The organism is Psychrobacter sp. H27 (assembly GCF_059072655.1).
On sequence record NZ_JCACRX010000001.1, the window covers coordinates 563,545 to 578,296 of the forward strand.

Annotated in this window: 11 protein-coding genes; 4 read left to right on the top strand and 7 right to left on the bottom strand. The window is 44.0% G+C overall.

Features of this window, described 5'->3' with window-relative positions; all coding sequences use genetic code 11:
• Window positions 1-384 precede the first annotated feature (384 nt).
• A complete protein-coding gene (pepN, locus tag AC5JPY_RS02230; RefSeq protein ID WP_493851946.1) occupies window positions 385-3,027 on the bottom strand; it encodes an aminopeptidase N in 2,643 nt (880 codons plus the stop codon).
• Between the two features lie 498 nt (window positions 3,028-3,525).
• Between pepN and AC5JPY_RS02235 the strand changes: the two genes are divergently transcribed.
• The 3 genes from AC5JPY_RS02235 to AC5JPY_RS02245 all read left to right on the top strand — a co-directional run bounded on the left by AC5JPY_RS02235 (window position 3,526) and on the right by AC5JPY_RS02245 (window position 5,792).
• On the top strand, window positions 3,526-4,149 hold the full coding sequence (locus tag AC5JPY_RS02235; protein ID WP_493851947.1) for a DUF6231 family protein: 624 nt from the start codon (window positions 3,526-3,528) through the stop codon (window positions 4,147-4,149).
• Window positions 4,150-4,286: 137 nt separating this feature from the next.
• Entirely contained in the window at window positions 4,287-4,805 is a 519-nt protein-coding gene (pal, locus tag AC5JPY_RS02240) for a peptidoglycan-associated lipoprotein Pal (RefSeq protein ID WP_319051540.1), read from the top strand.
• 432 nt (window positions 4,806-5,237) lie between these two features.
• Entirely contained in the window at window positions 5,238-5,792 is a 555-nt protein-coding gene (locus AC5JPY_RS02245; RefSeq protein ID WP_493851948.1) for a 4'-phosphopantetheinyl transferase family protein, read from the top strand.
• A 121-nt stretch (window positions 5,793-5,913) separates the two neighbouring features.
• On the opposite strand, the gene AC5JPY_RS02250 is transcribed toward AC5JPY_RS02245, so the two are convergent.
• Window positions 5,914-6,798, bottom strand: coding sequence for a hypothetical protein (locus AC5JPY_RS02250; RefSeq protein WP_493851949.1), 885 nt, complete (start codon window positions 6,796-6,798; stop codon window positions 5,914-5,916).
• Window positions 6,799-7,391: 593 nt separating this feature from the next.
• Here AC5JPY_RS02250 and AC5JPY_RS02255 point away from each other — a divergent pair.
• The gene (locus AC5JPY_RS02255) at window positions 7,392-8,150 is read left to right on the top strand and encodes an IclR family transcriptional regulator (RefSeq protein ID WP_493851950.1); all 759 of its coding nucleotides are present in this window, start codon (window positions 7,392-7,394) and stop codon (window positions 8,148-8,150) included.
• Between the two features lie 177 nt (window positions 8,151-8,327).
• On the opposite strand, the gene mmsB is transcribed toward AC5JPY_RS02255, so the two are convergent.
• The 5 genes from mmsB to AC5JPY_RS02280 all read right to left on the bottom strand — a co-directional run bounded on the left by mmsB (window position 8,328) and on the right by AC5JPY_RS02280 (window position 14,506).
• Entirely contained in the window at window positions 8,328-9,272 is a 945-nt protein-coding gene (gene mmsB / locus AC5JPY_RS02260; RefSeq protein WP_493851951.1) for a 3-hydroxyisobutyrate dehydrogenase, read from the bottom strand.
• Window positions 9,273-9,494: 222 nt separating this feature from the next.
• Window positions 9,495-10,754 carry an enoyl-CoA hydratase/isomerase family protein gene (locus AC5JPY_RS02265; RefSeq protein WP_493851952.1) on the bottom strand — a complete coding sequence of 420 codons (1,260 nt, stop codon included), beginning with the start codon at window positions 10,752-10,754 and terminating at the stop codon, window positions 9,495-9,497.
• 74 nt (window positions 10,755-10,828) lie between these two features.
• Window positions 10,829-11,611 carry an enoyl-CoA hydratase gene (locus AC5JPY_RS02270; protein ID WP_493851953.1) on the bottom strand — a complete coding sequence of 261 codons (783 nt, stop codon included), beginning with the start codon at window positions 11,609-11,611 and terminating at the stop codon, window positions 10,829-10,831.
• A 66-nt stretch (window positions 11,612-11,677) separates the two neighbouring features.
• The gene (locus AC5JPY_RS02275; protein WP_493851954.1) at window positions 11,678-12,838 is read right to left on the bottom strand and encodes an acyl-CoA dehydrogenase family protein; all 1,161 of its coding nucleotides are present in this window, start codon (window positions 12,836-12,838) and stop codon (window positions 11,678-11,680) included.
• Window positions 12,839-13,021: 183 nt separating this feature from the next.
• Window positions 13,022-14,506 carry a CoA-acylating methylmalonate-semialdehyde dehydrogenase gene (locus AC5JPY_RS02280; protein WP_493851955.1) on the bottom strand — a complete coding sequence of 495 codons (1,485 nt, stop codon included), beginning with the start codon at window positions 14,504-14,506 and terminating at the stop codon, window positions 13,022-13,024.
• Window positions 14,507-14,752: the final 246 nt, after the last annotated feature.

Here is a 14,752-nt window from a genome sequence, read left to right on the forward strand (position 1 = left end):
CTAGCAAAAACTATCTGGTAAAACAAAAAGCCCGTTTGGCACTAATAATCAAGTGCCAAACGGGCTTTCTTTATGACATGCTATTTTGAAACTCTAAAACACTTAATGAGCAATGAAAAATAACTAGAGCGTGTTCCTATTTTAAAAATGGTGATGAAAATGAGATAAATCGCAGACAAACAAGGAAAATAGCGCAGAGAATATCGAGATATTGACCAGCTATTTGACACCGTGTGGCAAGATTTAGCCATTTTTAGCCCATTTAGTTATAAACATTTTAATTAGGGACATGCCCTATAGTTCTCAATCAAACAAAGCCAACCCCATTTCAGGATTGGCTTTGCTTTTATATCATAGACTGTATCGTTGCATTACGGTTCACAATCAATCGTCTGCCGCGCCCAGTACACTGTCTAAACTCTCAGTCACATGCTTAGATGATACATTCTTTTGTAGGTCTAGTAGCTGTTCATGTGCCATTTGACGATGTGGCTCAGCCAATGTATTCCAACGTGCTAGTACTTGTAGCAAACGCGATGCCAATACAGGGTTGGCGTCATCTAACTGTTTGATAACATCGGTATACATTTTTAGACCTTCTGCCGTCCATAGTACTGTTGGTTGCGAGCTAAAGGCACTAATGACTGAACGAACGCGGTTAGGTGTATTCCAATCAAAATCTGTATGTGTAAGTAGCGACTTGACCACGTCAGGCGTCACACTGTCAGCAGCGGCTTGCACGCTAAACCACAAGTCGATAACCAGATCGTTTTCTTGAAAACGCTGGTAGAAATCAGCGAGATAATGATCTGCATGTGCCAATTGATGATTGACCATTGCCTTGAGTGCACCAAAGCGCTCAGTCATACAGCTGGCATGATCGTATTGTTGCTGTGCCCAGTCTGCTGAACCGTCAACATTAGCAGTCAGTCCCATATCAAGTACAACGTTACGCAAAGCTCGGATACCACGAGATTTAGCACTGTCTTCATAAGACTGCATTGGCAGATTATTATACAAGACTGCCCACTGGTCTTTGAGTCTGTCTGCTACTTGTTGATATAGTCCATCACGCTGCTCTTTGACTAACGCTGGATTGTAATCCTTAGAGATAGCAGAAGCCAGCTCCTGTGCTGAGGGAATATCAAGTAGCCTTGCCGCCAACATTTCATCATCAGCTGCCAAGACAGGCAACGACTGCTCCAATGCCTCTAGATACACATCAGGGGTGCTTTTTTCACCTTTTCCTTGCAGCAAAATACGATTGACTAGCATCTGAGTCACTTGCCAGCGATTGAACCCATTGGTTTCATGCTTGAGCAAAAATGCTAAGTCTTCATCTTGATAATCATAATTGAGCTGTACTGGTGCGCTAAAATCACGCAACAAAGAAACCACTGGCTCGCTTGTCATATTATCAAACACAAAGGTTTGCGTTGCTTGGTCAAGCAGCAGCATACGCTCAGCAACAATACTGCCAGTATCTTTGTCAAACAGTGCCGTTGCTACAGGTATCGGCAGTGGTTTTGGCGCATCAAAGCCACTAACACGACGTGTCTGCTGGTTCAAAGTGATGGTCAGCGTCTGTGCGGTACTATCATAGGTTTGATGACCTGATAATACTGGCGTACCAGGTTGGCGGTACCAATCGATGAAGTCTTCGACTTTTTCATTAGTGATGCTAAGTGCGGACAAAAAGTCTTCAACAGTTACGGCTTGCCCATCATAACGGCGGAAATACTCGTCTGTCCCTGTACGAAAATCGTCTGGTCCTAATGTGTTTGCGATCATACGTACAATTTCAGCACCTTTTTCGTAGACAGTCGTTGTATAAAAATTATTGATCTCAACGAAGCTCTCTGGACGTACCGGATGGGCTAATGGGCCTGCATCCTCAGCAAACTGATGCGCACGCAGTGTGGCTACATCATCGATACGCTGCACAGCGCTTGACTGCTGATCCGCTGAAAATGACTGATCACGGTAAACCGTAAAGCCTTCCTTTAAACACAGCTGAAACCAGTCACGGCAAGTGATTCGGTTACCTGTCCAGTTATGAAAATACTCATGGGCGATAATAGCTTTCACACTAAAGCTGCGTGCGTCGGTGGTGGTTTCAGGACTAGATAATACACAAGCCGTGTTAAAGATATTAAGTCCCTTATTCTCCATTGCACCCATGTTGAACTGACTGACGGCAACGATCATATAGCGGTCTAAATCATAGGCGCGCCCATAATTAACCTCATCCCACTTCATAGAGTCTTTTAGCGCTTGCATACCAACATCACATTTATCGATATCGGCAGATTTTGCATACACTTCTAGTAAGACTTCTCGACCTTCACTCGTCGTATAAGAATCTGTCAGCACATCCAAATCAGCGATGACGCAAGCAAACAAATAACTTGGCTTGTTGGTGGGATCCTGCCAGATTGCATAATGACGCTCTGGCGCATCAGTGACTTCGCCTGCTTCAACTAAGTTGCCATTGGCCAGTAAGGTTGGATAGCGCTTATCTGCCTCCAGTCGAGTGGTAAATATCGCCAGCACGTCAGGACGATCAGGATAAAAAGTAATCTTGCGAAAGCCTTCTGGTTCGCATTGGGTCACGAACATGGTGTCATCATCGCTACCCGCCATATACAGACCTTCTAGCGCGGTATTGGTCTGCGGGCAGATACGCACCTGAATATCTAAGGTAACCTCATCAGGGGCATCATGAATCATCAGCTTACCGTCTTCTTGGCTGTAGTGATCAGTTGTTAGCTCGTTACCATTCATAATAAGGGCTAATAGCTCTAACGACTCACCAAATAAAACAAGATCTCCTATGGTCTGGCGCGTCATTTCAAGTGTACTGTTTACTAGTGCATGGTCTTCAAATAGCTTAATGTCTAGATGAACCGTCTCAACATCGAAACTTGGCTTCTGATAATCTTTTAAGTTAATTTTGCTAGGCGCATGCGGTGGTACATCAGGCATATCAGGATTGATAATTTGAGCATCAGTTTCAGCAGTGGACATATGATTTCCTATTATTAATGATATAGATGGTTGATATTAATACTGTTGTTATTGCTTTTTTTAAAATACGTATCGCATTCAAGCTCACACTGTTGTAGCTGCCTGACGTTTGCAAACTGTCATTTACGATCTGTTATTTATAAACAATCTTGTTTATATCAGGCTTATACTTGAGTTGATGGCATAAATTCATTGCTTGATATTGCTTATTAATAAGGGACTGTCATCCTATTATCGCTAGTCTGACTATTTTTACTAGCCTGATAGCTAGATTGACCTAAACCCTTAAATTTCAAGTGTAGACATTGAGATAACTGAGTTATCATTTACAGATAATACGCGCCTTTTCTGTGCAGCTATGCTTACTCGCATAATTCATAGCGAGCGTTGATCTAAAAATCAAATAAACAAATGGACGCGAGTTATCAATTGGATAATGTCGCTTAAAATGATTTAATAAACACACTAATGACCCACCTTCAATAAACGGCCCATGATATGACAACACATACTGCCAAAACCTCAAAGATCACTCTACCTTTGCTTAGAGACTATGTCGATGCCCTTATGCCATCACTTGGTAGCTCATTTGACGCCTCAATGGATGAGCAGGCACAAACAACGAGGGGTCAGACTGATGATACCACTGAGCTGTTATGGGTTGCACATGACAAAACAGAATTATCAGCGCTGCAAACACAGCTAGAGACTTTACCAGATAACAGCAATGTGCCAGTCCAATCGTGGCATATATCGACTTTATCAGAACTTACCAAACAGCATCTACCTAAGCGTTATGAGCTTGTCTGTTTTTGGCTACCTTCCCTGTCCCATGAGACATTACAACAATATATTCCTGCGCTCATGCGCTATCGTGATCTATATGCAGCACATCTATTGGTTGCTCTTGATAGCTCGATAGATCTAAAACCTTATGGATTTACACCGTTTGATATTTTAAGCGAGCCATCCTTGGGTGCTAATCAAGTTGAATCAATCACCTCATCCACAGTATCAGCGACACTTTGGCAGTTCAATTTATATGATTATAAAAAACTACCAAACTGGCTCAATGCTGACTACTGGGCAAATCCAGAGAATTGGGGCAAGCATCGCTGGTGATATAGGTTCTGTCTATGGTTATTTACAGTAAAAATACTTACATAAATTAACAGTTAGTATATGATAGGAGAGATTGCTCAAGCTTTATGGTAAGCAGTTTAAAAAAACAAATTCAATTAAAATTTCAGGAGCTCGTCATGTCAATCAGTTTTTCTAAGATCGCTGTTCTTGCTGTGCTATCAAGCGCTGTGGCACTAACCACAGGTTGTGCTACCAAACGCTCTACCTCTGAAGTTGTGGTAGCTCCGCTAGGTATTCCAGGTGGTCAAGTTGGCTATAATGGTGCCGTTATTGTTGATAACTCAAACGCCGTAATTACTGGTGCAGAAAACTTACAAGCAGTGGTTTATTTCGCCTTTGATAGTAGCGAAATCACTGCACAAGCAGCAAGTGTCCTTAACCAGCATGTGAGTCTACTAAACTCAAATCCAGCGGCTGGTGTTGTGATCGCAGGTCATACCGATGAGCGCGGTAGCCGTGAATACAACATGGCCCTAGGTGAGCGCCGTGCACAAGCAGCACGTAACTATCTTGCTGCTCAAGGGGTCACTGCCAACAACATCCGTGTTATCAGCTATGGTGAAGAACGCCCTGCTGCTGCCGGCAATACTGAAGATGCCTATGCCCAAAACCGCCGTGCTGAGCTGTCTTACTAAGAATAGTTAAACTATTAGATCCTTAAAAAAGCCCAGTAATATACTATTGCTGGGCTTTTTTATATTTTGTTATAAGCGCTATGGGTACCTGCAACTCATGGGCACGACAGTTGTTTAAAGAACGGCCTACCTTGAATTAGCGTCAAGTAATTTGATATCTGAAAAACCTTACATTTTGACTGAAATCCTTAACGATTAATTATGATAATACCAGCCTCAAACATAACTCACATTCAATATACTCAGCTCGGTCATGACATATGGTGCGTGACTGCCAAGGTGAGCGAGTCATTAGCTTGTCTGAATATAAACAGCACGCTGTACGCGTCAGTTCGGTCGTTATCATCTGGGTCATTATGTACAGACCTTACTAATCTGAGTGATTGTAAATGGCATTATGTATCTCTACAAAAACCCATGTCGAAACGTAGCATGGCTCGTAGACAGCGTGAGCAGCAGCATCAAGGCGTCAGGCACCTTCTACAAAACCTACTTAAGAAACTAGACATCGAAGACACCTTAGACGAGTCGAGCTTCCCTTATCGACTTATAAACAGTAAATATTACGTCTGTTTTAGTCATACAGGTGCCCATGATAAAAATCATGGCAACATTAATAAGACTTCATCAAGTCAAATAGCTCTAGTCATCAGTCGCCATCGTCCTGCTGGAATCGATATAGAACACAATAATGTGGCTTGGCACGTCGCACAGCGTTTCTATTCCGATAATGAGATTGCTGTTTTGCAGACATTACCAACAAACAAACGTGACTCTATGGCTAAGTTACTGTGGCAAATAAAGGAAAGCTTTATAAAAGTTCACCAGTACACATTAGCACAAGGTTTAGGGATGGATTACTCTGATGTCATTCCTGCCTTGACTGATGATATGAATAAAGACCTTATTACTATCAGTCATACTAACGATCAATCCAATCACCAAATTGCAGTATTGCAAGCAGATCAAACAGTCGTCGTTTTTTGATCATATCTGACAATGCTCTCGTATTTATTATCTTCGCTTTCTTTTAGACATAAAAAAACGACCCTAAAAAGGGTCGTTTTTTTTGTTCTCTTCTAATAACAGTATTTACACTGTGATTAGATTAGAAACGGTAAGTTGCGCCAAGTTTAACGATTGGCATCCACTCTAGCCAGTTTTTATCTTCTAAATCATTTTCTGCATCACGAGCAGCTTGATTTGCTGCGACAGTGTTACCACCTTCACCAGTATAGCGGACATCTGCGTCTACTTTACCCAAGTATGCTGCACCAACTTCACCAAATACACCGAAATTATTCGTGATGTTAGGGCGGAAGCCAACAGTTAAGTAAGGGGCTAATTTATTGCGATGTTCTAGAGAGCCTTCTAGGTTACCTACATTTTGGCCGCCAAAATCCTCTTCAAGAATTTGCTCTGCAGTTGCCGTGCCAGCATAATATTTGTTGCCATCAATGCTGTAATAACCGTCGCCTTCAGCATTAGCTCTTACATCAATATCGTTGTCAGGAACGATGATACCAGCACCCATAGTGAACCAGTTACCAGTAGGACGCAATTGCACACCTAGATACGGGTTGCTAAAGTCACTATCAACATCATAATTGATGTCATTTGCGTCAAAATCACCACCGAATAAGTCAGCAACATCGCCACCAGCCCAACCAGCTTGTAATTCAACTTTTTCGTTAACGCTAAAGCCAACGTTAGCACCATAACCCAAAGAACCAACCTCAGCGCTTACAGAAGCTGGGTTTGTAACAGTGTTAAATAAAGTTTTGGTAGTACCAACAACAGCACCAGTAGTGTTGCGTACGATACCAGCGTCAGAATTATATGCATAAGAAGGCTCTGCTGCTTGATAAGCAACTGGCTCAGCTTCGTATACTACCGCATCGTTGTTATCAACAACGATAACCGGATCAGCTGCTAATGCAGCAGTTGATGCTAGAACAGCAGCAGAGATAGCTGTAAGTTTAATAAGTTTCATAATTATTCTCCTAAAGTGTAAAGTAACTCGCCCGTAAAAAATGATAGTTATGCTTTTTTTAAACCATCATTTTGTTGAGGAGATTAAAACAATTTTGGCCGTAAAAGTCACCCCTTGGAATGCGCTTTTTATTTGCCGTTATGTAAAGATTGCATAGATACTGTAATAATTGCTACACCAACCTGCAAAACTTCGAATTCCTGTTACACAACGCTCTCAAAGTAACCAAACAGTGTAGACATGAGTGTCGGCGGGGTTAATGTTCATGTAAAGGTATTACAAAATATTTCACTATAATGACTGAGTATAATGTGCAGCTCAATATCAGTTATATAGCTTATTACTACAGAGTGTTGCAGCTTGTGATTGGACGTATCTTATGTTGCTTGTACAAATAAATTGTAAATATAGGAAATAATGATACGAATGCTATTATTTAGTATCACTAAACCTTGTCTAGGCTTTATATTGTGCTAAATTAGAGGTAAGAAGGAATTTGTTCTAAGACGTCTTTTTTTATTACCCTTTGTTCTACTTATGAAAGCGTTGTGCGCTTCTATACTTTGATCTTTTATTAATACTGAGCCTTTTATATGCCTAAAGTATCGTCAATTACCCGTGTACTAGAGATCATAGAAGCTGTCTCTTACGCTTCTAAGCCTCTGTCTCCACTCGAGTTGTCACAAGAGCTGGATATCCCCAAACCAACCATACACCGTCTGATTCAAAACTTGGTCGATGACGGTTTTTTGACTGTTGATATCGGTGGTGGGATTATCCCTGGTAAGCGGGTACGCAATCTGAGTGTTGAGCTTTGGCAACAGCGATTGTTCTTTAACGAGCGCCAGATGATTTTGCAAAAGCTGGTTGACGAAATTAAAGAGACTTGTGGTATCGGCGTTCCATATCATATGGACATGATCTATACCAATCGCGCACAAACAACCCTGCCCTTGCAGATATACCTTCCTGTAGGAGCCAAATCGCCCATGTGGTGTACAGCGACAGGTAAGCTATACCTCAGTCAATTGTCTATTACCAGCCGTATGAAGATACTACAAGGATTACCACTAGATAAATTCACCAAAAATACCATTACTGATATTGATGCCTTGAACGCTGAGCTTGATCGTATCGCTGATACTGGTATCGGTATCGACAACGAGGAGTTTATTTCTGAAATGGTAGCAGTAGCAGTGCCTATATTAGACAAGAAGTCACGTTATCTGGCCTCACTGTACCTGCATGCACCGACGATACGCGTGTCCCTCGATGAATTATTGACTTATGTACCTCGGCTACAGCAAGCCGCGCAGGATATCCAAGCCCTCGTGTATGACCTACAGAGCTGATATCGCCCTTATCATGCAGCGAAAAGCGCCACGCTATAGTCCCTAGCGCGGCGCTTTTCTGTTTGATTTGATATCTAACAAGTATCTATTGGCACATCACAAGTGTCTATTGATAAGCACCACCTATTAACAAGCAACAGCTATTAGCAACATTACTAATAGTCCCTATAGCAGTCTTTAAGACAACAGCGAGATATCATGACGCCCCATAATACTGGAAAAGTCTTTGTCGCCATTCTCTAGAGTATGTGATGCATACAACTCCGTTGCTTTTGCACCCATCGGCGTGTCTACATGAGTGTCTTGAGCGGTTTGCATGGCAAGATTCAAATCTTTTTGCATGAGCTTACTCATAAATCCACCTTGGTAACCATTACTAGATGGGACATTTTCCATGACCTGTGGATACGGGTTATAAACCTCTAATGTCCAGTTACGACCTGAGCTCTGTAGCATAATATCTGACAACACTTTAGGGTCTAGACCATTCTTCACTCCTAAATTAATGGTCTCTGCTGTCCCTGCCATCAAAATACCTAGCAGCATATTATTACAAATTTTCGCAACTTGTCCTGCGCCATGCGTACCCGCATGAAAGATGTTTTTACCCATAACGGCAAGTATCGGCTCAGCACGAGCGAATGCCTCAGCGCTACCGCCAACAATAAAGGTCAGGCTACCAGCAATCGCGCCGCCCGTCCCACCAGACACGGGCGCATCCAAAAACTCAATACCCAGTTTACTCGCGGCGTCTGCCACAGTTCTGGCATCAGCAGCTGCTATCGTACTACTATCAATCACTAGCGTACCTTTATTCAGCTCTGCAAGTAGACCATTGGAACCGTTGTCGCCTAAGTACACCGAATGCACGTGCTGCCCTGCAGGTAACATGCTAATGACAACTTGAGCATTACTCACAGCCTCTTTAGGACTCTGCGCCACGCTAGCACCTGCCTGCTGCAGGCGCTTGGTAGCAGCATCAGACAGATCAAACACAGAAAGTGTATAACCCGCCTTTAGTAAGTTCTCTGCCATGGGAGCACCCATATTACCAAGTCCTATAAAAGCAACGTTTGGTTTAGAGGTGTCATTATCTATTGTACTTGTATCCTTTGTACTCATCTCATCACTCCTTGATGATTGCGTAGGCATTGCTACCTACTTATATTGCGTTAATAATGGTTGTTATGATTACTATTTGCGACTCACTGTATATTATAAACCAGCAAGCCCTATTGTCTTAACTGACATAGATTGTTTGAAACAACACGGTTATTGAGAGTCGGTGGCGCTCCCTGTTGGTAAGTAATCTAGACCTTATGACCCTTCTAGCTACGTTTGAGCTTATCGCACAAGCTGACTGGCTAAAGCAGTGGCATCCAACCAGCCTTCTAAAGGATGCTGACCTTTAGGATAAGGGTTATCGAAGTGCTGATCGATATATGCCTGTCCTTCTACACTGAGACAGTCTGCTAGTGAGCGTGACCATTGTGGATTCTTATCCTTGTCAATCAGTAATGCCCGCACGCCTTCCTTAAAATCAGGATTAGCCGCACAATGTACCGCGACGTTGGTCTCTAGATACAAAACCTGCTCTATCGATAAATCGGCGACTTTATGATATAGCGCATGAGTCAATGCTGCTGTCACTGGGCAACCATGACGATAGGTAGCAACTGCTCGCTGTGTCCAGCTGTCTTCTGCAAAATCTTTGCTCAGCTGTACGAGCGCTTCATCGCTTTGTAGCAGTGCGTCGATATCAGCCAGACCGCCGCTGTTCATGAGTTGCTGAATAGGCTGCCAGTACGTCGCCAGCTTGCTATCGGGTAGATCCGCTGCAGGTAGTGCCGCAAGTGCACGGCTAACAATGCTATGAGCACTGTCATTATGGAACTTGTCCGTATTGCTCGTACTGTCTGATGTTTGCCAATTACTTCGTTTTAGACGCTGCATGATAGCATCATAGTCATGACTGGCAACAGCATACTCCGCTAGATTCGCTAATAACGCATCACTGCCATTGCACATCGCGCCTGTCAATCCTAAAAACAAACCTGTCTTGGCAGGCATACGCTGCAAAAACCAACTACCAGAGGCATCAGGAAACAACCCAATTGTCACTTCAGGCATAGCAAAACGGGTACGCTCAGTCACCACACGATGGCTACAACCTGCCATTAATCCCATGCCGCCACCCATAATGATGCCGTCGCCCCAAAGTATTAGCGGCTTTGAATAAAAGTGCATTTGACGATAGAGACGATACTCATGACTGAAAAACTCAGTAGCATAAGGATTGGGCACTGGCGCATCGGTAGACATACTGTCATACAGCTTACGAATATCACCGCCGGCACAAAACGCCTTGTCCCCTGCACCTCTCAATACCAGCGCGACTATCTGGTTATCAGCTTGCCACTGCACTAACTGCTCTGATAGCAGCTGACACATATCAACGCTGAGCGCATTGAGCGATTTGGGTGTATTGAGCGTCATCACTCCAATGAGGTGACCACAATCTGTCGGTTCAGTATTGAATAATACAGAGGCCTCTTGCTCGGTATTGCTCGAAGGCTTTTGGGTATCGTCGGTAGCTGCTGTCATAAAAGTGACCTACAAAGTTAAAAAATTAAATAATAATGTCATAAGTATTATGACCCAAGCATTTTAAGCAATGCTTATTTATTTTGCCAACTGGGTTTGCGTTTTTCTAAGAATGCTTGTACACCTTCGCGCTGATCCAGCGTGTCAAACAACTTCACAAAAGCTTCGCGCTCATGAATAAGGTTTTGGGTAGGCGGGGTATCTCTGGCCGCTTGAATAAGTCCTTTAGAATAACTGACAGCAACAGGCGATTGCTTTGCGGCTTTTTTGGCCAAGTCTTGAGCGACTAGTAGCCCTGCACCTGTTTCAGTGACCTCCTCAACCAAGCCAATACGTAATGCCGTCTCTGCATCAACGCGTTCGCCGCACAGTATCATGCGCTTTGCCCACCCTTCTCCGACGAGCCAAGGTAGGTTTTGTGTGCCGCCTGCACATGGCAGTAGACCTACGCCCGTCTCCGGTAGTGCCATCTGTGCATGCGCTTCTGCAATACGAATGTCGCACGCGAGCGCACATTCAAGCCCACCGCCCATCGCATAGCCGTTGATCACTGCAATGCTGACACCGCGATAAGCAGACAATGCTTCAAACGCCTCACCAAACGCAATCGCCATACTTATCGCACGACCTTTATCACCGTCTGAGAAGTTATTGAGATCTGCGCCCGCTGAAAAAAACTTTTCACCATCGCCATGCACGATTAACGCGTAGATATCGTCATTGGCATTGAGATCGGTGATGAGTTGTTTGAGCGCATGCAAACTGTCCATTGTCCACGTATGCGCAGGAGGGTTGTTCAATGTCAACGTGGCAGTATTACCATCAATTGATAGGTTTAGATTGGTATAATCTGTCATAAAACATCCTTGTTTTAGTCAAGCGAAAAAGTATGATATCGTCACAATAATAACCATAACAGCCTATTAGCGCAGTTGGCTTAGCGCCTCGTCTTGTAAGACCTGACGTGAAATAATCACTCGCATGATTTCATTGGTACCTTCTAATATCTGATGCACGCGTAAATCTCGCACGTGACGCTCAAGCGGATATTCATTTAGATAGCCATAACCGCCATGTAATTGAAGGGCTGTGTTGGCAACATCAAAACATAGATCCGTAGAGAGGCGCTTCGCCATTGCACAGTAGGTAGAAGCTTGCCCATCATTACTATCGACTTTATCAGCCGCTAAATAGAGCATTTGACGCGCAGCGATAGTCTGGGTCAGCATGTCGGCGAGCTTAAACTGTACGGACTGTAAGCTTGCAATTGGACTGCCAAACTGGCTACGTTCCTGTACGTAACTGGTTGCTGTTTCTAATGCAGATTGTGCCGTACCCACGGCGCAAATACCGATATTGATACGACCACCGTCCAGCCCTTTCATAGCGATACGAAAACCCTGACCTTCTTCCCCTATCAGATTCTCTACTGGGACTTTGACGTCTTTGAAACTAATCGTCCGCGTCGGCTGGGCTTTCCAGCCCATTTTTTGCTCGTTTTTGCCATATTCGATACCAGCGCTATTGGCATCTACTACGAACGCTGAAATGCCTTTTGGACCTGCCGCGCCAGTACGCGCCATGACTACCAATACATCAGTTGATCCTGCGCCAGAAATAAAGGTTTTTTCGCCATTCAGTACGTAGTAATCGCCTTGTTTATCCGCCTTGGTGCGTAATGAGGCGGCATCAGATCCTGCATTTGGCTCTGTTAAGCAGTAACTACCGAGCCACTCGCCACTGACCATATCGGGCAAATATTTTTTGCATAGCGAATCGCTGCCATACTCGCCAATCATCCATGCTGCCATATTATGGATACTCATGTAGGCTGCCACAGAGGTATCCCCCCACGACAGCTCTTCGAATACCATTGCGGAGTCGAGTCTTGGTAATCCCAAACCGTCGTATTCTGGATTGGTATACAACCCCAAAAACCCAAGCTCACCAGATTTTTTGATGACATCTATGGGGAAATGCGAGTTGCGATCCCATTCAGCAGCGTTTGGCTTGAGCTCTTTTTGCGCAAACTGACGGGCCGTTTGGCGAAAGGCAATCTGATCATCGGTCAATGCAAAATCCATAGGGTTATCCTTGTTCTTATAGATCAAATAAAAAGTCTGTTTGATGCACCCCTTGATAAAGTGCGAGTAAGACATTTGATAAGGCGTGCACGCCTTACAATAGCGGTATAACGATAATAAAATTGCGACCAATAGTATCGCAAGTAGCATCAACGTTATACCGCAAATATAGTCAATTAGTTATTATATTGAAATCGTTGTATTGACACCGCGGCTCGCTTCATCATCGAACCAACGTGCAGTGACGGTTTTGGTCTGAGTATAGAACTGCACCGCTTGCTTACCATAAGGGCCTAAATCGCCCAGTTTGCTGGCACGCGAACCTGAGAAGGAGAACATGGGTAATGGCACAGGAATCGGTAAGTTGATACCGATCTGACCGACTTGAATGTCTTGTTGGAATTTGTGCGCAGCCGCGCCTGACTGGGTGAATATCGCCGTGCCATTGCCATGCGGATTGGCGTTCAGTAGTGCAATCGCTTCATCTAAGCTATCAGCGCGCATGATGCAAAGTACGGGTCCAAAGATTTCTTGTTGATAAATTTGCATATCACTTGTGACATTGTCAAAGATAGTTGGCCCAACAAAGTTACCGTTCTCAAATCCTTCAACGCTAATGCCGCGACCATCCAGAATTAAGTCTGCACCCTCTTCTACCCCAGTCCCGATCAAATGCTCGACACGGGCTTTTGCGGCAGGTGAAATCAGTGGCCCTAGGTCTTTGTCGTTTTTGCCAGCTGAAACAATTAAGTTGTCTGCCTTGGCTTTAATATCATCGATCCATTCTCCAGCAGCGCCTACTAACACGACAACTGAGAGTGCCATACAGCGCTGACCAGCGGCACCAAATGCCGCGCCTGCTAGCTGATTGAGCGTTTGCTCTTTATTAGCATCAGGCAGGATAACGCCATGGTTTTTTGCACCCATCATACACTGTGCACGCTTACCTGATTGGCTGGCACGCTCATAGACGTGCTTACCAACGCTAGTAGATCCCACGAAAGAGACAGCTTTGATATCTGGGTGGTCACAGATGGCGTCGACGGTTGCTTTGCCACCATGTACCACGTTCAGCACACCTTCTGGTACGCCTGCTTCAATTGCTAGCTCAACCAAACGCATAGTCACCATCGGATCTTGCTCAGACGGTTTGAGGATGAACGTATTACCCGTGGCAATCGCCATTGGGAACATCCATAGCGGAATCATCGCAGGAAAGTTAAACGGCGTGATACCAGCGCAAACGCCGAGCGGCTGCCAGATGCTATAAGTATCAACACCTGATGCGACGTTTTCTACAAAGTCGCCGATTTGTAAATTGGCAATACCAGCGGCATGTTCGACCACTTCTAAGCCTCGGAACACATCGCCGCGTGCATCAGCAATCGTCTTGCCCTGCTCTGCGGTCAATATTTCTGCTAGCTCATCCATATGCTCACGAATAAGTGCTTGATAGGTTAAGAAAATACGAGCACGCGTGGTGATTGGTGTTTTGCGCCATGTTTCAAACGCGGTTTGGGCGGCTGCAACGGCTTGATTGATCTCATCATTGGTGGTTTGCGGGACTTTTGCGATGACTTCTTGGGTCGCAGGATCGGTAATATCAATCCATTCATCGGTATTTGACTGTGTGAACTGACCGTTGATGAGCTGTTGAACGTGGTGCATAAGATATCCTTATCTTTTTTGCGAGACTACCGTGTGACGGCACCTGAGTATTCACTGGTGAATGAAACGCGATGAGCGTTTATCTATAAAACATCATTAAAATTCTAAATTTTAAAATGATTTATTTTGTATCGTTATTGACTATAGCAATAAACCAATTTTAGGGTCAAGCGCTTTATCAAAATTTTCATTAAGTTTGTTTTATTAAAATGCGATGAGTGAGCAGATTGCTATAAGGAAATGGCA

Bases quoted from the DNA above. Each gene is read 5' to 3' on its own strand.
- pepN (WP_493851946.1), bottom strand. From the start codon at position 3,027: ATGTCCACTGCTGAAACTGATGCTCAAATTATCAATCCTGATATGCCT.
- AC5JPY_RS02235 (WP_493851947.1), top strand. From the start codon at position 3,526: ATGACAACACATACTGCCAAAACCTCAAAGATCACTCTACCTTTGCTT.
- pal (WP_319051540.1), top strand. From the start codon at position 4,287: ATGTCAATCAGTTTTTCTAAGATCGCTGTTCTTGCTGTGCTATCAAGC.
- AC5JPY_RS02245 (WP_493851948.1), top strand. From the start codon at position 5,238: ATGGCTCGTAGACAGCGTGAGCAGCAGCATCAAGGCGTCAGGCACCTT.
- AC5JPY_RS02250 (WP_493851949.1), bottom strand. From the start codon at position 6,798: ATGAAACTTATTAAACTTACAGCTATCTCTGCTGCTGTTCTAGCATCA.
- AC5JPY_RS02255 (WP_493851950.1), top strand. From the start codon at position 7,392: ATGCCTAAAGTATCGTCAATTACCCGTGTACTAGAGATCATAGAAGCT.
- mmsB (WP_493851951.1), bottom strand. From the start codon at position 9,272: ATGAGTACAAAGGATACAAGTACAATAGATAATGACACCTCTAAACCA.
- AC5JPY_RS02265 (WP_493851952.1), bottom strand. From the start codon at position 10,754: ATGACAGCAGCTACCGACGATACCCAAAAGCCTTCGAGCAATACCGAG.
- AC5JPY_RS02270 (WP_493851953.1), bottom strand. From the start codon at position 11,611: ATGACAGATTATACCAATCTAAACCTATCAATTGATGGTAATACTGCC.
- AC5JPY_RS02275 (WP_493851954.1), bottom strand. From the start codon at position 12,838: ATGGATTTTGCATTGACCGATGATCAGATTGCCTTTCGCCAAACGGCC.
- AC5JPY_RS02280 (WP_493851955.1), bottom strand. From the start codon at position 14,506: ATGCACCACGTTCAACAGCTCATCAACGGTCAGTTCACACAGTCAAAT.